Here is a 20,424-nt window from a genome sequence, read left to right on the forward strand (position 1 = left end):
AGACATGAAAAACCCCTCCCCAGCCCGTGCCTGCGGCATCGACTTCGGCACGTCCAACTCCACCGTCGGCTGGATTCGCCCCGGCATGGAAACGCTTATCGCGCTGGAGGACGACAAGATCACCTTGCCGTCGGTGGTGTTCTTCAACTTCGAGGAGCGTCGTCCGGTCTACGGTCGCCTGGCGCTGCACGAATACCTGGAGAACTACGAAGGCCGGTTGATGCGCTCGCTCAAGAGCCTGCTGGGTTCCAAGCTGATCAAGCACGACACTAGCGTGCTGGGCACGGCGATGCCGTTCACCGACCTGTTGGCGCTGTTTATCGGCCAGCTCAAGAGCCGCGCCGAAGCCACCGCCGGGCGCGAGTTCGAGGAAGTGGTGCTGGGCCGCCCGGTGTTTTTCGTCGATGACGACCCGATGGCCGACCAGGAAGCGGAAAACACCCTGGTGGACGTGGCACGCAAGATCGGCTTCAAGGACATCTCGTTCCAGTACGAACCGATTGCGGCGGCGTTCGACTATGAGTCCACCATCGAAAAAGAAGAGCTGGTGCTGATCGTCGACATCGGCGGCGGTACGTCAGACTTCTCCCTGGTGCGCCTGTCCCCGGACCGTCGGCACAATGACAACCGCCACGAGGACATCCTCGCCACCGGCGGCGTGCACATCGGCGGTACCGACTTCGACAAACAACTGTCCCTGGCCGGCATGATGCCGCTGTTCGGCTACGGCAGCCGCATGAAAAGCGGCGCCTACATGCCCACCAGCCACCACATGAACCTGGCCACCTGGCACACCATCAACTCGGTGTACTCGCAAAAATCCCAGCTGGCCCTGGGCAGCATGCGCTACGACATCGAAGACACCGGCGGCATCGACCGTCTGTTCAAGCTGATCGAACAGCGCGCCGGCCACTGGCTGGCGATGGAAGTGGAAGAAACCAAGATCCAACTGACCCATGAAGACAGCCGCCACGTGCTGCTCGACCGGGTCGAACCGGGTCTGAGCGTGGACCTGAGCCGTACGCTGTTCGAATCGGCCATCGACGGCCTGCTGGAACGTGTGCGCAACAGCGTCACCCAACTGCTCAACGACGCCTCGGTGGACGTGGCCCAGGTGGACACGGTGTTCTTCACCGGCGGCTCCAGCGGCATTCCGGCCCTGCGCCACAGCATCTCGGCGATGCTGCCGAATGCGCGGCATGTGGAAGGGAACATCTTCGGCAGCATCGGCAGCGGCTTGGCGATCGAGGCCAGCAAACGCTACGGCAGCTGAGCCGAATCATCCAAAGGTGGGAGGGGGCTTGCTCCCTCCCACAATAAGCCCTCCCCTAGACCATCCCGCCGAGCTTCAGCTCACTCTTCAGGTACGCATAGTAAATCGGCCCCGCCACCACCCCCGGCAGGCCGAACGCGGCTTCGAATACCAGCATCGCCAACAGCAACTCCCACGATTTGGCACTGATCTGCCCGCCGACAATGCGCGCGTTGAGGAAGTACTCGACCTTGTGGATCACGATCAGATACCCCAGTGCCGCCACCGCCACCCAAATCGACAGCGACAACGCGACGATGGTGATCAGGGTGTTGGACATCAGGTTGCCGATCACCGGCAACAGGCCGAGCAGGAAGGTCAGCACGATCAGGGTCTTGGTCAGCGGCAGGTGGATACCGCACAACGGCAGCACCACGGCGAGGAACACGGCGGTAAACACGGTGTTGAGCGCGGCGATCTTGATCTGGGCGAAGACGATATTGCGAAATGCCTGGACCAGCAGGTGCAGGCGATCGAACAGCACCGCGGCCAGCGGCTTGCGCTTGGTGACGTCGGGCACGCGCTGCAAGGCGATGATCGCGCCGAGCACCATGCCGATCAGCAAGGTGACGAACATGTGGGCCGCGTCTTTGCCGACCAGTTGCAGTTCGCTCAGGTGCTTGGTGATCCAGTCGCCGATGGCCACGCGGAATTCGGCGGCGCTGGCGGGCAGGTAGGCGTCGAGGAACGGCGGCAGTTGGCTGCGCGCGCGGTCGACCACCCCCATGAATTTATCGAGGGAGGCCCCGGGGTTTTCCGCTTCGTGGAGCAGGAAGCTGATGGCGCCGGCGAAGATCAGGGCCAGTGCACTGACGATCAAGGTGCCGAGCAAGGCCACGGCGAGCCAGCGCGCACGCCGACCTTCGATCAACCGTTGCAGTTGGGGGGTGAGCATGTTGACCAGTTCGAAGACCAACAGACCGGCCAGCAGGCTGGGCAACAATTTCAACGGCAGGACCAGCAGCAACCCGCCGAAAATAATGATGTAGCTGGCCAGCAACAACACATGACGCTGAGAAAACGTTGGCATACAGCCTCAAAACAAACGGCGTTAAAGAATGTTGCAGGAGCGGCTTACTGTGGCGAGGGAGCAAGCTCCCTCGCCATCACTGACTCAGTCCTACACGGGCTGTGTACGAGTGTCGCAGCCTTCTATGGCCCGGGGCTATTATTTCTTCAGGCAGGTGCTCATAAAGGTTTTGCGCGCGTCGCCCGTCAAGGCCTTGGTCTTGGCGTCGGCATTGCAGTCCTTCATCTTCTGCTGCTGCGGCGTCAGGGTCTTGGCATCATTGGCCGCCGGGGCCGACAGGCAGGTTTTCATGAACGCCTTGCGCTCGTCGCCCTTGAGCGTCTTGGTGGTGGCTTCGGCGTTGCAGGAGGTCATTTTGTTTTGCTGGGCGGTGGCGGCAAACCCTTGGGAACACAGCAGCAGGCCCATCATCAACAACGGAATACGCAGCATCTTCATGGAGTTTTCTCCCTGTTGCCGTGCCGGCGGGCACGGCCTTCCGAGAGTGTAGCCAAACCCTGTTACATCTTCCCAGCCAGGCAACGCAGAATCCGCTCGCACCGCTGGCCCCCACCGATGCGTTAAACCCCGGCGGCCTTCAGCCGCCGCGCATGTTCGACGAACAGCCGGATCGGCTCGGCGTCCTTGCCCACCCACCCCAGGGACTGGTTGACGATGTCGAAGTGGTCGAGGGCGTAATCGTCGCCGATCACCATGCCCAAGTGCGAGCTGTAGCGCCCGACCATGCCATCGCACTGGCCTTGCTCGCGCACAAAACTGCGGGCGAACCACCGGCAGCTGCGGTGGGTGACGTCCAGCCGGTTGCGCCCGCGATCGGTCTTGCCCGGCTGCAAGGTGCCGGACCACGAGTAATAGCGCACGCCGTTGACCAATTCGGCACCGTGCCCGCCCCAGGTCTCGGGCAACCCTTGGGGATACTGGCGATTGAACAACGCCACACCGGCGCTGGTCAGGGAATGGTGGGAGGCGTGCAGATCGGCGTTGAAGCGCGGGCCGCGATAGCCGGTTTCCAGCAGGCCCATCACCCCGGCGACCAGATAAAACGCCGCGCTCATCAGCCGGCCCTTGACGCTGTCGGCTGGGTAATGGGCGTGGATATGGTCCGCCAGTTCCGAGCCGTGGTTGGGCCCGGCCACCGAGGTCACCGACGCCACCCGCTCCGGGCGCGTGGCCGCCGCATACCGTGCGGTCAGCGCGCCCTGGCTGTGGCCGATCAGGTTGACCTTGTCGGCGCCGGTCTCCTGCACAATCCTTTCGATCGCGGCGAGCAACTGCTCGCCGCGCACTTCATTGGAATCCAGCGGCGCCACCTGGACCGCAAACACTTGCGCCCCACCCGCGCGCAGCGCCGGAACGATGCCATACCAGTACGCAAACCACCCCAGACGCACGAACCCCAACATGCCGGGCACCAACACCAGTGGGTAACGCGTGGCTAACGACTGCGACATGGAGCGAACGTCCTTGATCAAGAGAGGATGAGCGCAGACTAACCCAGCCCCGCGACGCACTGATGACACCCATGGGCAAATCCAATAAAACTTTTCCCCTGCGCCAGCACTCACAACTGGGAGCGATCACGCCGGCAGAGCGTGGCGTAAAACCGGATCAGCCCCAGGAGATTGAGATGACTGAAGCAAACTTGACTGACGTTGCAACCCTGCGCAGTCGCGCTCGCCAGAACGTCGAAAACGGTGCCGTGACCGAAGGCTACGACGCCGACCGCAAAGAGATCATTCGCCTGCTCAACGCATCGCTGGCCACCGAACTGGTCTGCGTGCTGCGCTACAAACGCCACTACTTCATGGCCAGCGGCGTCAAAGCCCAGATCGCCGCCGAAGAATTCCTCGAACACGCCACCCAGGAAGCCGAACACGCCGACAAACTCGCCGAACGCATCGTGCAGTTGGGCGGCGAACCGGAGTTCAACCCGGACCTGCTGTCGAAGAATTCCCACGCCCAGTACGTGGCGGGCAACAATTTGAAGGAAATGGTCTACGAAGACCTGGTCGCCGAGCGCATTGCGGTGGACAGCTACCGCGAAATCATCCAGTACATCGGCGACAAAGACCCGACCACGCGCCGCCTGTTCGAAGAGATCCTGGCCCAGGAAGAAGAACACGCGGACGATATGGCCGACATCCTCGAAAGCCTGTAACCCCTGTGGGAGGGGGCTTGCTCCCTCCCACATGTGCACTCACACGCCCTCGGTTAACCTTTGACCGTCTTCGGCGCCTTGCCTTCCTTCATTTGTTGCAGCAACGGCGCGCACTGGTTCGGCGCATCGCCGCTCGGCGCCACCAGCGCCAGCAAGCCGGCGGCCGGGCCGGCGATGACGCCCAGTGCGACCATGCCAGCGCCGCGCAGGGCCAGGGGGATGGCTTTCACGCCGGCATTGGGCTTGATGAACGGGCCGTTGACGTACAGCGGCGAACGCAACGAGAACAGGCGAAAGCCCTTGGATTCCGGGGTGATCGTCAGGTCCAGTTGTTCGGTGGCCATGTTCGCGGTGCCATCGATGTAGATGATGGCGTTCTCGGTATCGAACACAAACAAGCGCGTGGTCGCCAGGCCCGTCTTGATGCCGAAGTCGGCGGCCGCGCAGTTGATCTTCACTTCCTTGTCGCCAAACAGGCGCCCCACCACGTAGTTGCCCACGTTGAGCCCGGCGATCTCCATCAGGCCGCGGCTGATGGCGCCATCGTTGATGAGCATCTTCAGATCGCCATTGGCACTGCCCAGCAGCGCCGCCACCGAGTTGCCACGCCCGGTGATGTCCGCGTCGCCGTTGAGTTCGCCGAAGCTGGTTTTCATCGGCTCGAAAGTCGGGAACAACTGCTTGAGCTTGAAGTTGCGCGCGGTCAGCCGGGCGCGGCCGTCCATGGGGGTGATGCGGCCGTTGAGGCGGATCTGCGCATCGAGCTTGCCGCCGGCCACGCCGAAACGCAGGGGCTCCAGGCTCAGTTCGCCGTCGGTGAGGACCAGGTGGGTATAGAGGTCGTTGAACGGCAGGTCGGCACTGTGGACGATGCGTTTGCCGGTGAACTCCACATCCGCGTCCATCTCGCGCCAGCGTTCGGTGCGGAACGCTTCCACCGGCAGCACCTTGGTCGCCGGTTGTTTGCTCGCGCCGCCACGGGCCTTTTGTTTGGCATTGGAGTCGGCGCCGATCAGCGGTGCGAGGTCGGTCATCAGCAATTGATTGGAGAGCAGCGTGCCGCTGAGCTTGGGCCGCAGTTGGCTGGCGACGTAGGCGAGGTCGCCGTGGATATCGCTGTCGCCGATCTTGCCGTTGAAGCCTTCATAGCGAAACGACGCGCCGCTGGCCTCGTGGAGCTTGGCGATCAAGTGGCCGTCGGTGGAATAGGCCGGCGAATCCGGCAGGGTCACGCCGGTCAACGGGTAGAGGTTGCCCAGGCTGCTGCCGGACAGCTTCAGCCGCAGGTCCAGGGCGCCGAGGTTCAGCGGGTCGGTGAGAGTGCCGGCCAGGGCGATGCGGGTGTCGGCGATCTTGACCTGGGCCTGTAGCGGGAACGGCTTGGCCGCATCCCGCAGGGCCAGCAGGCCGCCGATCTTGCCGCTGCCGTCGAGTGACTGGCCGTGGTACTGGCCTTTGACGGTGAGGCCGAACGCGTAGTCCTGGGGGGCGGAGCCTTTTTCCAGGGCCTTCTTCGCATCGGCATCGCCGACGATTTCGCCGAAGGGAATCGGTTTGCCCAGGGGGTCGATGATCACGTCCAGACGGGTCTTGAGGGTTTGGTCGTCAAGGCTCACGTGGCCTTTGTCGAAGCCGATGGCGCCGATGTCCACCGCCCAATTGGACGGTTGGGCATTCGGGTCCTTGGGGTCGAAGGTGAAGGTCCAGTTGGCGCGGCCGTCAGCCAGGCGCTGCAACTCGGCGCTGGGCTCGGTGAGGTCGATACGCGGGATCACCACGCGCTGCACCAGCAAGGCCAGGGGCGAAATTCGCAGCTCGACTTTTTTCAGGGTGACCATCTGCGCTTGTTTCGACCAGTCGGGGTTGCCCAGGGTCAGGTCTTCGGCAATCACATGGGGCCACGGCACCCAGGCGCGCCAGCCGCCTTCATCGGGCTCGCGCGCCCACACCACGGCCAGGTTGCCATTGATGGCGAACGGGCGATGGAGTTCTTCGGAAACCTTGGCATTGAGGGTCGGTTTGATGCGGTTCCAGTCGAAGAACACCAGCACCAGCACCACCACAGCGATGGATAGAACGAAGCTGGCACAGCTCCAAACCACGATTTTGCGCGTGCGCGTCATTGCACAGAACTCCTTGATACGGACAGCCGGACTACAGCTCATAAGGCTACGACTGGCAAACCGGCCGGGGGTTTAACCCGATCGCCGATTTAGGCGTAAAAAGCCATTTTTCTGATCGATCGAACAGGTTTCAATCATCGATAACGCACCATCGTTACCCAGGTTCGTGTCGAAAATACCCACCACGGTGCAAAACCGCGTGCCTGAGAGGCCCGGTCTAGAAGGCCTCGCGGGAACAATCAATTCTGTTGATTATTACCATTGTGTTTATGAACTTTTATATCGACTTATCAAGAGTAGCATTAGCTCCGTACCCACTTAATCGCCCTCCCAAGGAGCAACCGATCATGAAACGCCAAGTACTTGCTACCGTCCTCTTGTCCATCATGGCTTCCAGTGCCTTTGCCCTGCCAGCCGCCGAACAAGCGATTCCACAGGTCAAGGCTGATGCCGTTCACTTCAACCAGACCCTGGCTCGCAGCGGTTCGCAAGAACAAGAGAACCGTGACTACGCCAAAGGCGGTGTAGCTGAAAACGGTTCGGAGCAAGCCAACAAACGTGCCTATACCGAAGGCGTTGCCGAAGGCGGTGCTGAACGTCTGCAACACAAAGGCCTGGCTGAAGGCGGTGCTGAACAAGCCAACAAACGTGCCTACACCGAAGGTGTTGCCGAAGGCGGTGCTGATCGTCTGCAACAAAAAGGTCTGGCTGAAGGCGGCGCTGAACAAGCCAACAAACGCGCGTATGCCGACGGTGTTGCAGAAGGCGGTGCAGACCGTCTGCAAGAACTGCACGAAGCACAGAGCTAAGCCTGTGGTGGCCCAGAAAAAAGCCCGATCCGCCGATCGGGCTTTTGCTTTTTTGTAGCGTTTGTCCCACGCCGTCCCTGCACCCCAGCGCCAAGTTCGACGCCAACAGAACTGTTTTGCTAGAGTGCGTCGCTGTACTTGTCGACAAAGCCCGCCCGCCGATGCTGCCCCGCGCCGAACAGAAGCAACAGACCCGACTCGCCCTGATGGACGCAGCCCGCCATCTGATGGAGTGTGGCCGAGGGTTTGGCAGCCTGAGCCTGCGCGAAGTGGCCAGGACGGCCGGTATCGTGCCCACCGGTTTCTATCGCCATTTTGCCGACATGGACCAGCTTGGACTCGTGCTGGTGAGTGAAGTGGGCCAGACCTTCCGCGCTACGATCCGCCTGGTTCGCCACAATGAGTTTGTGATGGGCGGCATTATCGACGCTTCGGTGCGGATCTTTCTCGATGTGGTCTCGGCCAACCGTTCGCAATTCCTGTTCCTGGCCCGCGAGCAGTACGGCGGCTGCCTGGCGGTGCGCCAAGCCATCGGCGCGTTGCGCGAAGACATCACCCGTGACCTGGCGGCCGACCTGACGTTCATGCCCAAACTGCAGCATCTGGATGCCGAGGGTCTGCACGTCATGGCCGACCTGATCGTCAAAAGCGTGTTCGCCACGCTCCCCGACATCATTGACCCACCCGCCCAGGCCCTGCCGCCCCACCTCACGCCTCAGGCGAAAATCACCCAGCAGTTGCGCTTTATCTTTATCGGCCTCAAGCATTGGCAAGGCCTGGGCAGCACCGAGTAAGCCGGTCAACCCGCCGCGTGGAAGCGCTTGGCCGTGGTGTAGTGCTTGTTCCAGTAACGGTTGCTCAGGGAATCGATGCGCACGTTCTTGCCGGTACGCGGCGAGTGAATGAATTTGCCCTCACCGATATACAGGCCCACATGGCTGACCTGGCCGCGACCATTGCCTTTGAAAAACACTGCATCCCCCGGTTTCAAAGCACTGCGCGAGACCGTCGGGGCCGTGGAGCGGTGCATCGCCGCCGTGGTACGCGGAATCTGGATATTGGCCTGGGTCTTGAAGAGGTAGACCAGGAAACTGCTGCAATCGAACCCCTGCTCCACCGAGTTGCCGCCCCATTTGTAAGGCGTGCCCAATAATTCATGGGCGCGGTCGACTACGTCGTCGATGGACGTTTCCTTCAGGGACGCCGCGATGGAAGGAAAGGGCCGCAAGTTGGCCGAGGCCGACGAAATGGCGAATGCCAGGCTGACAATGACTAAACAAAAAAATGACTTGAACATGATGAACGTCGCAGTGAAATAAACACGGCGCATAGCCTAATGACGTAGCAGGTAATGTTTTGAGCGTCAGTTCCTGAACATGCGTAGGACAAATCCGAAAACGCCCACGGCGAGTGCACCAACACCAGCGACGCACCATGTTGGTGCTTGAACAGAATTTTCCTACGCCCTATTTAGTGGCGTTGTCGCTCCTGCTGACAGGCAATTCCTACTCTTCTGGTCGGGTTGGCAAGGCCCTTGCTCTAACTCTTGCATCGCTCATAGCCGGAAGCTTCCTGATGCTGGTGATCCACCGCCGAATCGCCCCCCAAGCCCTCTGGGACGCCGAGTTGCTGCTGAACTTCGAAGCCCGCAGCAAGAGCCGCCTGCGCTGTTTCAGTGCCGAGGGTGAAGACGTCGGCCTGTTTTTGGAGCGCGGCCAACCGCCACTGCACGATGGCGAATGCCTACAGGCCGAAGACGGACGTGTCGTACGTGTGTGCGCCCGTCCTGAACAGCTGTTGCACGTCACCTGCACCAGCGCCTATGAACTGACCCGCGCCGCCTATCACCTGGGCAACCGCCATGTGGCGCTGCAAGTCGGCGATGGCTGGTTGCGCCTGCTCGATGACTACGTACTCAAGGCCATGCTTGAACAATTGGGCGCCCGCACCGAGACCCTCGAGGCGCCGTTCCAGCCGGAACACGGCGCCTATGGCGGCGGCCACCATCATTCGCGTCACGGCGATGAAGATTTCAACTACCCGCCCAAGCTGCACCAGTTCGGCGTGCGTCCATGAACCCAGCCTGGGCGCTGCTGCGTCTGGCCAGTCCGCAATTGCCGATTGGCGGCTACAGCTATTCCCAGGGCCTGGAAATGGCGGTGGAGAACGGCCGCGTCAATGACGCAGACGGCGCGCGACGCTGGATCGGCGATCAATTGCTGCTCAACCTGGCGCGCTTCGAGGCGCCACTGTTGCTCGCCCATTGCCGTGCGGCTGCCGAGCAGGATTGGCCGCGCCTGACGCAGTTGTGCGCAGAGCACCGCGCCAGCCGCGAAACCCGCGAGCTGTATCAGGAGAGCCGGCAGATGGGTTACTCGCTACAACAACTGCTCAACGGTCTGCCGGAACTGGACGACGCGGCCCGAGGTTTTCTCGCACAACAAGCAGAGCCGCATCTGGCCTTGGGCTGGGCGCTGGCCGCACGCGCCTGGCAGATCAGCGCCGACGACGCCCTCGCCGCCTGGCTGTGGAGCTGGCTGGAAAACCAATTGGCCGTGCTGATGAAAACCCTGCCCCTGGGCCAGCAGGCCGCCCAGCGCCTGACCAGCGAGCTGCTACCGCTGCTGCAACAAGCCCAGCAGGACGCCAGCCGCCTCGCCCCTCACTCTTTCGGCAGCGCCGCGTTCGGCCTGTCCCTGGCATGCATGGCCCATGAGCGCCAGTACAGCCGCCTGTTCCGTTCCTAGGAGAAGCACATGAACACACAACCCCTGCGCGTCGGCATCGGTGGCCCGGTGGGCTCCGGCAAAACCGCCCTGACCCTGGCCCTGTGCCTGGCGCTGCGCGATCGCTATAACCTGGCGGTCGTCACCAACGACATCTATACCCGCGAAGACGCCGACTTCCTGGTGCGCAACCAGGCCCTGGCGCCGGAGCGCATCATCGGCGTCGAAACCGGTGGCTGCCCGCACACGGCGATCCGTGAAGACGCGTCGATCAACCTCGAAGCCGTGGACCAACTCAACCGGCGCTTCCCCGGCCTCGACTTGATCCTGGTGGAGTCCGGTGGCGATAACCTGTCGGCCACCTTCAGCCCGGAGCTATCGGACCTGACCATCTACGTGATCGATGTATCCGCCGGCGATAAACTGCCGCGCAAGGGCGGCCCGGGCATCTGCAAATCCGACTTGCTGGTGATCAACAAGATTGACCTGGCGCCCATGGTGGGCGCGTCGCTGGAGCTGATGAACAGCGACACCCAGCGCATGCGCAACGGTAAGCCCTTTGTATTCAGTAACCAGAAAACTGGCGTCGGCCTGGATGAAATCGTCGCCTTTATCGAACGCCAAGGGCTGCTGACCGCCGCCTGATCACACCAAAAGGAACCTGTCCATGAGCCTGAAAAAACTCTTCGGCGCCGCTGCCCTGCTGCTCGCACCGGCCCTGGCCTTCGCTCACCCCGGCCACGGCGACAACGGCTGGATGGCCGGAGTCAGCCATCCGTTGGGTGGCCTCGATCACCTGCTGGCCATGGTCGCGGTCGGCCTGTGGGCGGCCCAGCAAAAAGGCGCGGCCCGTTGGGCGCTGCCGTGCACCTTCGTGGGCACCATGCTGCTGGGCGGCGTGCTGGGTTTTGAAGGCCTGGGCTTACCGGCGCTGGAAAGCGGGATTGCCGCTTCGGTGCTGGCCCTGGGCCTGGCGGTGGCGCTGGCGGTGCGTCCGCCGCTGTTTGTCGCCGTGGGGGCGACGGCGGTGTTTGCGCTGTTCCACGGCGTGGCCCATGGCCTGGAGCTGCCGGCAATGTCGGGCCCCTGGGCGTATGCCGCCGGGTTTGTCGCTGCGACCGCCGCGTTGCATGCCGCCGGTTATGCGCTGGTGCGCGGGCTGCCGGCTGCGGCGGCACCGCTGGTGCGGATTGCCGGGGCAGCGTCGGCGGCGACGGGGGTCTGGTTGCTGGCGGGCTGACTTGCCGCGCTATCAGGGCCTCTTCGCGAGCAAACCCCACACTCGACCGGATTCCAGAAATAGAACACGGTCTAATGTGGCAGCGGGCTTGCTCGCGATAGCGGCCGCACAGACACCACCGATCCCAAGCCTGCTACCATGCGCGCCTACACCCCTGCCGTGACGACGCCAGCCGATGCCCATCGCTCCAAGCTCCACCTCCCAGCCTTCGTTGAATGCCGTGCTTACGCACTTCCATGACCTGATCGTGCCGCTGTGGCAGGGCCCGGGCTGGAACGCCGAGCTGGCGCTGCCCTATGAGGCGCTGGACGCCGATCACAAGCCTTTACCCCCGCAACGCTACCGCGCCATGGCCTGCGCCCGGCAGCTCTATCTGTTCGCGAGCCTGATCGGCAAGCCCGACGCTGCGTTTGCCGAAGAACGCGCGGCCGCGCTGTTCCGCTCGCTGCAACGGCATTTCCACGACGCCGAGCACGGCGGCTGGTTCTACAGCATCGACCCCGCCGGCCAACCGCTGGACCCGCGCAAAGACCTCTACACCCACGCCTTCATCATCTTTGCCTGCGCCCATTACTGGGCCAAGGTGCGCGAGCCGCTGGTGGAATCGGTGCTCAATGCAGCCCTTGAAGTGGTTGCAAAACGCTTCGCCAACGGTGACGGCCTGTACGAAGCCGTACTGGAGCGCGACTGGTCGTCCCTCCAGTCCGGCCCGCTGCAAAACCCGTTGATGCACCTGGCCGAAGCGTTCCTCGCCACCCTCGCGGTGCGCGCGGACGCCGCCGTGCAAACCGCCCTGCTGAGCCTGGCGACGGCCATGCAGCAGCGCTTCATCGACCGCCAGCACGGGGTGATGATGGAAAAACCGCTGGGCGCTGTGGATAACTGGTTTGAGCCGGGGCACCAGTTCGAATGGTTCTTTTTGCTCGAATCCTCGCCCATCCTGCGCGACACGCCGCTGCACGCCTCTCTGACGCGGGCCTTTGCCTACGCCGAGCAGAAGGGTGTGGATAACCTCAGCGGCGCGGTCAGCGGCATGCTGGCCGTGGACGGCAGCGTGCGTGACGGCACCCAGCGCATCTGGGCCCAGGCCGAGTACCTGCGGGCACTGACCTTGCGCCCCGGCAGCGAAGCGCTGCTGCAACGCCAGTTACTCGCGCTGCAACAGCACTTCCTGCATGCCAAAGGCTGGAACGAATGCCTGGACGCCAACGGCGACGTGAGCCGCCGGGATATGCCGTCGACCACGCCGTATCACTTGGCGACCTGTTATCAGGGGTTGGTCAAGGCCCTCGGCTGACCTTCAGGGCCTCATCGGCAGCAAGCCCCACACTCGAACGGGTTCACAGATTTTGATCTGTGCCCCCATTCAAAGGTGGGAGGGGGCTTGCTCCCGATGCTGGCAACTCGGTCTAACGCCTTACTTGGCCCCGCGCTCAATCGCAAAACCGGCCCAGCTCTGGCTCACCGGCATCAGTTCCAGGCGGTTGATGTTGACGTGCGCCGGGGTGTTGAGCACCCAGAAGATGGTGTCGGCGATGTCCTGCGGCTGGATCGGCTCGGCGCCGGCATAGGTGGCGTCGTAGCGCGCCTGGTCACCGCCGAAGCGCACCAGGGAGAACTCGCTTTCGCACAGCCCCGGCTCGATGTTGGTCACGCGCACGCCAGTGCCTTGCAGGTCGCAGCGCAGGTTCAGGGAGAACTGTTTGACGAACGCCTTGGAGCCGCCATACACGTGGCTGCCCGGATACGGGTAGCTGCCGGCGATGGAACCGAGGTTGATGATCCCGGCGCCACGGCCATGGGCGATCAGGCGCGGCAGCAGCAGGCTGGTGGTGGTCAGCAGGCCCTTGATGTTGGTGTCGACCATGGTTTCCCAATCGTCGAGGTTGCACTTGGGCGCCGGGTCGGTGCCCACGGCCAGGCCGGCGTTGTTGATCAGGCCGCGCAAGGTGGCGAACGACGGCGGCAGGTTGGCGATGGCCTCTTCCATGCCCTTGCGGTCACGCACATCCACCACCAGGCCGTGTACTTCGGTTTGCTTGGAAAGCTCCTCGACCAGCGCATTCAAGCGCTCGGCGCGACGACCGGTGAGCACCAGTTTCCAGCCGGCCTCGGCAAAACGACGGGCGCAGGCTTCGCCAAATCCGGATGTGGCGCCGGTGATAAACAGAGTGGATGTCATTTTGCTCTCCTTGAAGGGCCGCTGTAGGCACAGATAAAAAAACCGTGAGCAGCATGCCCGGCTTGATGCGCAGCGGCAACCGCGCCGTCTATCGGCTCAAGGTACAAGGTATCTGCGCGAAGCTTCCGCCGTTCAAGGTCACCACCGTGGCGCTGGTTTTTTCGATTTCGTCCGGCAGGCTCAGGTGCAAGTCGCGCTCGGCACTTTGGGGGTTTTCCCAGAGAATCTTCTTGTAGTTCACGTAGCCTTTCGCTTCACCGCCACCGAATACCAAGCGTATCGCGCTGCCACCCGGCCGGAAGTACAGCGAGGTGCTGGCGCCGGTACACAGGTAGACGTTGTCCTTCTGTGGAGCGGGCATCAGCCGCGCGGACAAGCCGCCCACCAGGCTGTATAGCAACCCGCTGGCCAACAGAATGACGACGATCCCGGCAAGCACGCGGATCAGCCCCCCATAGGGGCGCTTGTCGTTGCGAACCTCCGTCGGCGCCTCCACAGGCGGCGCAGCGAGCGGTTCCCCTTGCGGCGCCGACACCCGCGCTGGCATCGGCATCGGCATCGGTTCAATCATCGGCACCTGCACTTGCACCGGCGCGCGCACGCGAGGTGCCGGCCGTGGCAGGCGCAGACGTTGACGCTGGATGATCCGTGACTGGACCAGCACAAACACCGCGCACAGCAACGGCACGACCTGGTTCAGCGCGGGCGACTGGCTGTTGACCCATCCCACCATCACCGGATCGGATACCGCGATGTCGCCGGCGATGTACCCCAGCAAAGCACCGCCCACCGACACCAAGATCCGATAGCGTTGCAGCAGGCCACTGACCCATACACTGCCGAACATCAACAACGGCACACTCAATAGCAGGCCCAGCACCAGATAGAACACGCTGCCCTGCGCCACGGCAGCCAGTCCCACCACGTTATCCAGGCTCATGATCAGGTCGGCGCTCAACACCGTCAGCACCGCCCCGCCCAGGGTCATCGACGAAACAGCCGGTGGCTGGCCGTCCTCGACGGCTTCTTCCTCGCTGAGCAAACGAATCGCAATCACCACCAAGAACAGCGCCCCGGCCAACTTGAGCCATGGCACCAACAGCAACCAGCCGGCCAGAGTCGTCAACAGCACGCGCAAGATGATCGCCCCACTGGTACCGATCATCACCGCCTGCCGCACTTGCTGCGCCGGCAAGCCGCGACAGGCCAGGGCAATGACCAGCGCATTGTCGCCAGACAGGATCAAGTCCAAGACAAACACCTGGAAGACCATGCTCAGTCCGTGCAGCGCACCTTCAAATAACATCGGGGATATTCCTGAAAGAGACCGTCATTTCCCACTGGCAGCCGCAGGCCCGGTTTTAAATTGTTTGAGGAAGTCAGCGTCCGGTGTCAGGACTAGCATCGGTTGGCTTTCAGCCAGTGCCTGACGGTAGGTCTGCAACGCGCGGTACAACTTGTAGAACGCGGGGTCCTTGCTGAAGGCCGCCGACAGAATCTGGTTGGCATCGGCGTCTGCTTCACCGTGGGTGATCGCTGCCTGGCGCTGGACTTCGGACAGCAGCACGGTACGGTCGCGGTCGGCTTTGGCCTGGATCTGCTGCGCCCACTCGAAGCCCTGGGCACGCAGTTCCTTGGCTTCGCGCTGGCGCTCGGACTTCATCCGATCGTAAATCGCCTGGCTGGCTTCGAATGGCAGATCCGCCCGGTGCAGGCGCACCTCCGTAATCTCGATCCCCAGGGACCGGGCCTTCTCGGCAACGTCTTTCTCGATGATCGCCACTTCGTCCCGGCGCGCCGGTGACAACAACGAGCGCAGGGCGATCTCGCCCAACTCGCGGCGCACCGACGAGCTGACCATTTGCGTCAACTGCGCGTTGGCTTGATCAAGGGTGCCCACCGCTTGGTAGAACCGCAGGGGGTCGCTGATACGAAAGCGTGTGAACGTCTCCACTTCAATACGCTTCTGGTCGCCCAGGATCACCTGCTCGGCAGGGGACAACAGGGTTTGCAGGCGGCTGTCATAGAACACCACCGAGTCGCTGAACGGCACCTTGAATTTCAGGCCCGGCTCGCCGGCCACGCCCATCGGCGCACCGAAGCGGATAATCAGCGCCTGCTGCGATTCATCCACCACATAGGCCGAGGACGCCAGTGCCCACAGCGCCGCTACGGCAAGCACCACCGCCAGCCATTTGAGTTTGCCCATCATGGTCGGGTGTCCTTCTGCACGGGTTTGCCCTGTTCGCTCAGCGGCATATAAGGCACCACACCCGACATGCCTTTGCCTGAGGAATCGATGATGACCTTGGATGCCTTCTTCAGCACTTCGTCCATGCTCTCCATGTACAAGCGCCATGCAGTCACGTCCTTGGATTGAACGTAGCTGTTGTAGACCGACAGGAAACGCTTGGCCTCACCGTCGGCGAGGTTGCCCACCTGGGCTTTGTAGGCTTCGGCGTCCTGGGTAATGCGCGCTGCATCGCCACGGGCTCGCGGGATCACATCATTGGCATAGGCTTCGGCTTCGTTGCGGGCCCGTTCCTGGTCGGCACGGGCGCGCTGCACATCGTTGAACGCGTCGATCACCTGGGGCGGCGGATCGACCCGCTGCAATTGCACTTGGGTGATCAGGATTCCGGCCTGCTCGTGATCCAGCAATTGCTGGAGCAGGTCGCGGGTTTCATCGGCAATCTGCGCACGTTTGTCCGACATCACCGACTGGATCGGCGTCCGTCCGATGACTTCCCGCAGGGCGCTCTCGGCGGCGAGTTTCACCGAGCGTTCCGGGTCGCTGATCTTGAACAGATAGAAACGCGCGTCCTTGATCCGCCAGAACACCGTGCAATCGGCTTCGACGATATTCTCGTCGCCGGTCAGCATTTGCTTGTCCCGAGCGCCGTTACTGGCCGAAGCCACGCCACTGGCACCGCTGCCCAATTGCAGTTGATTGACCTGAGTGATGCGCGGCAGCAGGACCGTTTCGATCGGATAGGGCAAGTGATAGTGCAATCCCGATTCGGCGGTCTGCTGCCACCGGCCAAAGCGCAGCACAACGCCTTGCTCGTCGGGCTGCACCTTGTAGATACCCGAACTGAGCCAGGCCAGCAGCAACAGCCCGCCGATCAACGCAAGGCCGCGCCCGCGCAGGTCGAGCAGGGCCAGGTTGTAGCGGATTCGCTCGCGCAGCGGCCGCGCCGGGCCAGGCTCGGCAGGAATAACAGTGGGACTATCGGTCATGCAATTGCTCCAGTCGTCAAACGACAGACGCCTTCCAGCGGGCGCGAAGACGCGCAGATTACCTGGCGCCATGCCCCACGTCGCGGGGATTGGGCCAAGGCCGTTGTACAAAAAACACTCAGCGGCGTCCAAGCCTTGCCAGCCGTACCTTACAGCCAGCTACCCGCACCTTATCCACAGGCCGGTCCACAGTCTCTGGGGGCAAGTCAAAAACGGCTCAAGCCGCTATCCACATGGCCTGCAGCGCGGCAAAAGAAGTTTTTTGCTTGACCCGCCCCCTGCGCTTATGTAGCCCTGGCGCAATCCTGCACATTCGAGGCGCGTAAAGGGATGGCTCCAGGCCAGTAATTCCGCTGCCTGCCGGCGTCTTTCCAGAGTTTAATCACAGACTTATCCACAGGCTGGCCTGACTTGCTTTTGTCATATTCCTGTTTCGATAAACAGGTTGACAAAACCTTCCACACCAGACGAAAACCACCCTGCTCAAAAACCGATCAACTGCCTGTAAGCCACGTAATCAAAGGCCTGCAGCCAGCTACTCCCACGTTACCCACAGGCCGCTCCACAGCAAACGGGGACAAGTCAAAATCATGACAAAACAAGTGTTTGCAGCGTCTTTATGCCGCGCTTTAACAAGTCTCAGAATTGTTTTCCACAATTTCGAGATTAGGCGCCCGGCATAAAAAAACGCCCTGACTTGGAGCAAGTCAGGGCGTTCTTTCATGTGCGCCACGGGGTTTTTAATGTCCGCCCAAATACGCGTTACGCACCTCTTCGTTGACCAGCAATTCCTTACCGGTACCGGTCAGGCGAATCTCGCCGTTGACCATCACATAGGCGCGGTCCGACAAGCGCAAGGCGTGGTTGGCGTTCTGTTCCACCAGGAAGATGGTCATCCCGGTGGCCGCCAGCTCGCGCAGGGTCGCGAAGATCTGCTTCACCACGATCGGCGCCAGGCCCAGGCTCGGTTCGTCCAGCAGCAGCAACTTGGGGCGGCTCATCAGCGCACGGGCGATGGCGAGCATTTGCTGCTCGCCGCCGGACATGGTCATGGCGCGCTGGTTACGTCGCTCCTTGAGCCGTGGGAACAGCTCGAACATGCGCTGCATGTCTTCATGGGCGAACTTGTCGCCGATGGGGATGGTGCCCATCAGCAGGTTTTCCTCGACGGTCATGTCGGGGAACACCCGCCGCCCTTCCGGCGACTGCGCAATGCCGTTGGAGGCGATGTAGTGGGACGACTTTCGGGTGATGTCGACGCCGTTGTAGAGAATCAGCCCCGACTCGGCCCGTGGCTGGCCGAAGATCGACATCAGCAGCGTGGACTTGCCCGCGCCGTTGGAGCCGATCAGGCTGACGGTTTCGCCTTCGTTGATGTAGAGCGAGACTTTCTTCAGGGCCTGGATCGGGCCGTAAAACACGTCCAGGTCCTTCATTTCGAGGATAGGTGCACTCATACCAGCTCCTCTTCGTCCGCGCCCAGGTAGGCGGCAATCACTTTCGGGTCGTTGCGGATCGCGTCGGGGCCACCCTCGGCGATCACATTGCCGTGGTCGAGCACCACGATGTGGTCGGAAATACTCATCACCATGCCCATGTCGTGTTCGATCAGCACCACCGTGATGTCGTGTTCGTCGCGCAGCAGGCGAATCATCGCGCTGAGGGCTTCGGTTTCCTGGGGGTTGAGACCGGCTGCCGGTTCGTCCAGGCAGATGATCTGCGGCCGGGTGCACATGGCGCGGGCGATTTCCAGGCGGCGCTGCTGGCCGTAGGAGAGTTCGCCGGCCAGGCGGTTGGCGCAGTCGACCAGGTCGACCACTTCCAGCCAGTAGAAGGCGTGGTCGAGGGCGTCGCTTTCAGCCTTGCGATAGCCCTTGGTGTTGAGGATGCCCGCCAGCATGTTGCGGTTGACCCACATGTGCTGGGCCACCAGCAGGTTTTCCAGCACCGACATTTCCTTGAACAAACGAATGTTCTGGAACGTGCGCGCCAGCCCGGCGCGGTTCACCAGGTGGGTGCCACCGAACATCTTGTAGTACACCCGGCTGAGGAAGCTTTTGGGCGACACGAAGTCGATGGCCTGGAAACGCTCGCCAAGCAGTTGGATCACGTTGGTCTGCTTGCCGCGCACGTTGAGTTCGATCTTGCCGCCACTGGCTTTGTAGAAGCCGGTGAGGCAGTTGAACACCGTGGTCTTGCCGGCGCCGTTAGGGCCGATCAGGGCGAAGATCGAGTTGCGTTCGACCTTGAGGCTCACATCGCTCAAGGCCTTGATGCCACCGAAGTGCATCATCAAATGTTCCACGGACAGGACGACTTCCTTGCTCATGGCGCCACTCCTTTACGTGGGGTCACACCGGTACGGCTGATGCGGATCAGGCCGCGCGGTCGCCAGATCATCATCACCACCATCAACACGCCAAACAGCAGCACGCGGTATTCGGAGAAGCTGCGCAGCAGTTCCGGCGCGACGGTCAATACGAACGCCGCGATCACCACGCCCACCGTCGAGCCCATGCCGCCCAGCACCACGATGGCCAGGATCAGCGCCGACTCGAAGAAGGTGAACGACGACGGGTTGACGAAGCCCTGGTAACTGGCAAAGAACACGCCCGCCAGACCGGCAGTGGAAGCGCCGATGGTGAACGCCGAGAGCTTGACCAGCACATGGTTAAGGCCCATGGAACGGCAGGCGATCTCATCTTCGCGCAAGGCTTCCCAGGCGCGGCCGACCGGCATGCGGGTCAGGCGATGCTTGATGTACAGCACGGCCAGCACCACTAGGAACAGCACGATGTAGATGAACATGAACTTGATGTTGGGGTTGTAATCGATGCCGAAGAACTCATGGAACGGAATCCCGCCATCCTTCGCGCGCTTGCCGAACTCCAGGCCGAGAAACGTCGGCGAAGGCACCGGCATGCCGTTCGGGCCGCCGGTGAACGACAGCCAGTTGTTGAGCACCAGGCGAATGATTTCACCGAAGCCTAAGGTCACGATGGCCAGGTAGTCGCCGTGCATGCGCAGCACCGGGAACCCGAGGATACACCCCGCCAAAGCCGCCGCGATGGCCGCCAGAGGCAGTACGGTCCAGAAACCCAGGCCGAGGTATTGATAGCCCAGCGCCAGGCCGTAGGCACCGATGGCGTAGAACGCCACGTAACCGAGGTCGAGCAGGCCGGCCAGGCCCACCACGATGTTCAGGCCCAGGCCCAGCAACACGTAGATCAGCCCGAGGATCACCACGGTCAGCAGGTACTTGTTGGCGAAGATCGGGAACACGATGGCGATCACGATCAGGGCCGGGATGATCCAGCGCAGCCGCGACTTGTAGTCCGGCGGCAGCACATGCACCCCCGAACCACTGCTCTCGAAGCCTTGCAGAACCTTCAGGCCCTTGGGGGTTTGCAGGAACAGGCTCAGGGCAAAGCGCCCGGCCATCACAATGGCGACCAGCAAGCCGACGCGGGCCGGTTCCAGGTTGAAGCTGTAGCCGTCGAGGACCACGCCGACGATCGGACCGAACACGATCAGGGAAATCAGCCCGGCGAGGACCGTATCGACCACACTTTTCTTGATATCGATGGGTTTGGCAGCAGACATG

Annotated in this window: 21 protein-coding genes; 9 read left to right on the forward strand and 12 right to left on the reverse strand. The window is 62.3% G+C overall.

The window, feature by feature from the left end:
* The first annotated feature begins 4 nt into the window (after positions 1-4).
* Positions 5-1,273, forward strand: coding sequence for an Hsp70 family protein (locus BLR63_RS19655; RefSeq protein WP_010563374.1), 1,269 nt, complete (start codon positions 5-7; stop codon positions 1,271-1,273).
* A gap of 55 nt (positions 1,274-1,328) precedes the next feature.
* Here the strand turns inward: BLR63_RS19655 and BLR63_RS19660 are convergent, their stop codons facing one another.
* The 3 genes from BLR63_RS19660 to BLR63_RS19670 all read right to left on the reverse strand — a co-directional run bounded on the left by BLR63_RS19660 (position 1,329) and on the right by BLR63_RS19670 (position 3,793).
* Positions 1,329-2,342 carry an AI-2E family transporter gene (locus BLR63_RS19660; protein WP_010563373.1) on the reverse strand — a complete coding sequence of 338 codons (1,014 nt, stop codon included), beginning with the start codon at positions 2,340-2,342 and terminating at the stop codon, positions 1,329-1,331.
* Positions 2,343-2,480: 138 nt separating this feature from the next.
* Positions 2,481-2,780, reverse strand: coding sequence for a PsiF family protein (locus tag BLR63_RS19665; RefSeq protein WP_010563372.1), 300 nt, complete (start codon positions 2,778-2,780; stop codon positions 2,481-2,483).
* A gap of 122 nt (positions 2,781-2,902) precedes the next feature.
* Entirely contained in the window at positions 2,903-3,793 is an 891-nt protein-coding gene (locus BLR63_RS19670; protein WP_010563371.1) for an esterase/lipase family protein, read from the reverse strand.
* 176 nt (positions 3,794-3,969) lie between these two features.
* On the opposite strand from BLR63_RS19670, the gene BLR63_RS19675 reads away from it, so the two are divergent.
* A complete protein-coding gene (locus BLR63_RS19675) occupies positions 3,970-4,500 on the forward strand; it encodes a ferritin-like domain-containing protein (protein ID WP_010563370.1) in 531 nt (176 codons plus the stop codon).
* A gap of 53 nt (positions 4,501-4,553) precedes the next feature.
* On the opposite strand, the gene BLR63_RS19680 is transcribed toward BLR63_RS19675, so the two are convergent.
* A complete protein-coding gene (locus BLR63_RS19680) occupies positions 4,554-6,623 on the reverse strand; it encodes an AsmA family protein (RefSeq protein WP_010563369.1) in 2,070 nt (689 codons plus the stop codon).
* A gap of 347 nt (positions 6,624-6,970) precedes the next feature.
* Between BLR63_RS19680 and BLR63_RS19685 the strand changes: the two genes are divergently transcribed.
* On the forward strand, positions 6,971-7,432 hold the full coding sequence (locus BLR63_RS19685; RefSeq protein WP_010563368.1) for a hypothetical protein: 462 nt from the start codon (positions 6,971-6,973) through the stop codon (positions 7,430-7,432).
* A 161-nt stretch (positions 7,433-7,593) separates the two neighbouring features.
* Positions 7,594-8,226 (forward strand): TetR family transcriptional regulator, encoded by a 633-nt coding sequence (locus BLR63_RS19690; RefSeq protein WP_010563367.1) that lies wholly within the window; start codon positions 7,594-7,596, stop codon positions 8,224-8,226.
* Between the two features lie 5 nt (positions 8,227-8,231).
* Here the strand turns inward: BLR63_RS19690 and BLR63_RS19695 are convergent, their stop codons facing one another.
* Positions 8,232-8,729: a C40 family peptidase gene (locus BLR63_RS19695; protein ID WP_042946507.1), complete on the reverse strand. Its 498-nt coding sequence runs from the start codon at positions 8,727-8,729 to the stop codon at positions 8,232-8,234.
* A 278-nt stretch (positions 8,730-9,007) separates the two neighbouring features.
* Here BLR63_RS19695 and ureE point away from each other — a divergent pair, with 278 nt between their 5' ends.
* From ureE to BLR63_RS19720, 5 genes are all read left to right on the forward strand, one after another.
* Positions 9,008-9,508: an urease accessory protein UreE gene (ureE, locus tag BLR63_RS19700; RefSeq protein WP_010563365.1), complete on the forward strand. Its 501-nt coding sequence runs from the start codon at positions 9,008-9,010 to the stop codon at positions 9,506-9,508.
* Positions 9,505-10,179, forward strand: coding sequence for an urease accessory protein UreF (locus tag BLR63_RS19705; protein WP_010563364.1), 675 nt, complete (start codon positions 9,505-9,507; stop codon positions 10,177-10,179). The genes ureE and BLR63_RS19705 overlap by 4 nt, the downstream gene beginning before the upstream one ends.
* A 9-nt stretch (positions 10,180-10,188) precedes the next feature.
* Positions 10,189-10,803 carry an urease accessory protein UreG gene (gene ureG / locus BLR63_RS19710; RefSeq protein WP_010563363.1) on the forward strand — a complete coding sequence of 205 codons (615 nt, stop codon included), beginning with the start codon at positions 10,189-10,191 and terminating at the stop codon, positions 10,801-10,803.
* A 22-nt stretch (positions 10,804-10,825) separates the two neighbouring features.
* Positions 10,826-11,398: a HupE/UreJ family protein gene (locus BLR63_RS19715; protein WP_010563362.1), complete on the forward strand. Its 573-nt coding sequence runs from the start codon at positions 10,826-10,828 to the stop codon at positions 11,396-11,398.
* A gap of 175 nt (positions 11,399-11,573) precedes the next feature.
* Entirely contained in the window at positions 11,574-12,695 is a 1,122-nt protein-coding gene (locus BLR63_RS19720) for an AGE family epimerase/isomerase (protein WP_010563361.1), read from the forward strand.
* A 120-nt stretch (positions 12,696-12,815) separates the two neighbouring features.
* Here BLR63_RS19720 and BLR63_RS19725 read toward each other — a convergent pair whose 3' ends face one another.
* The 7 genes from BLR63_RS19725 to livM form a co-directional block, all read right to left on the reverse strand.
* Positions 12,816-13,580, reverse strand: a complete 765-nt coding sequence (locus BLR63_RS19725; protein ID WP_010563360.1) for an SDR family oxidoreductase — start codon at positions 13,578-13,580, stop codon at positions 12,816-12,818.
* An 88-nt stretch (positions 13,581-13,668) separates the two neighbouring features.
* A complete protein-coding gene (locus BLR63_RS19730; protein WP_010563359.1) occupies positions 13,669-14,886 on the reverse strand; it encodes a TerC family protein in 1,218 nt (405 codons plus the stop codon).
* Between the two features lie 24 nt (positions 14,887-14,910).
* Entirely contained in the window at positions 14,911-15,792 is an 882-nt protein-coding gene (gene hflC, locus BLR63_RS19735; protein ID WP_010563358.1) for a protease modulator HflC, read from the reverse strand.
* Complete coding sequence (gene hflK, locus BLR63_RS19740) at positions 15,789-16,820, reverse strand: FtsH protease activity modulator HflK (protein WP_010563357.1); 1,032 nt, start codon at positions 16,818-16,820, stop codon at positions 15,789-15,791. The genes hflC and hflK overlap by 4 nt, the downstream gene beginning before the upstream one ends.
* A 740-nt stretch (positions 16,821-17,560) precedes the next feature.
* Positions 17,561-18,277 (reverse strand): ABC transporter ATP-binding protein, encoded by a 717-nt coding sequence (locus BLR63_RS19750; RefSeq protein WP_010563356.1) that lies wholly within the window; start codon positions 18,275-18,277, stop codon positions 17,561-17,563.
* Positions 18,274-19,149, reverse strand: a complete 876-nt coding sequence (locus BLR63_RS19755) for an ABC transporter ATP-binding protein (RefSeq protein ID WP_010563355.1) — start codon at positions 19,147-19,149, stop codon at positions 18,274-18,276. The genes BLR63_RS19750 and BLR63_RS19755 overlap by 4 nt, the downstream gene beginning before the upstream one ends.
* Positions 19,146-20,423, reverse strand: a complete 1,278-nt coding sequence (gene livM / locus BLR63_RS19760) for a high-affinity branched-chain amino acid ABC transporter permease LivM (protein ID WP_010563354.1) — start codon at positions 20,421-20,423, stop codon at positions 19,146-19,148. The genes BLR63_RS19755 and livM overlap by 4 nt, the downstream gene beginning before the upstream one ends.
* Position 20,424 lies beyond the last annotated feature (1 nt).

The organism is Pseudomonas extremaustralis, from assembly GCF_900102035.1.
GTDB lineage: Bacteria > Pseudomonadota > Gammaproteobacteria > Pseudomonadales > Pseudomonadaceae > Aquipseudomonas > Aquipseudomonas extremaustralis.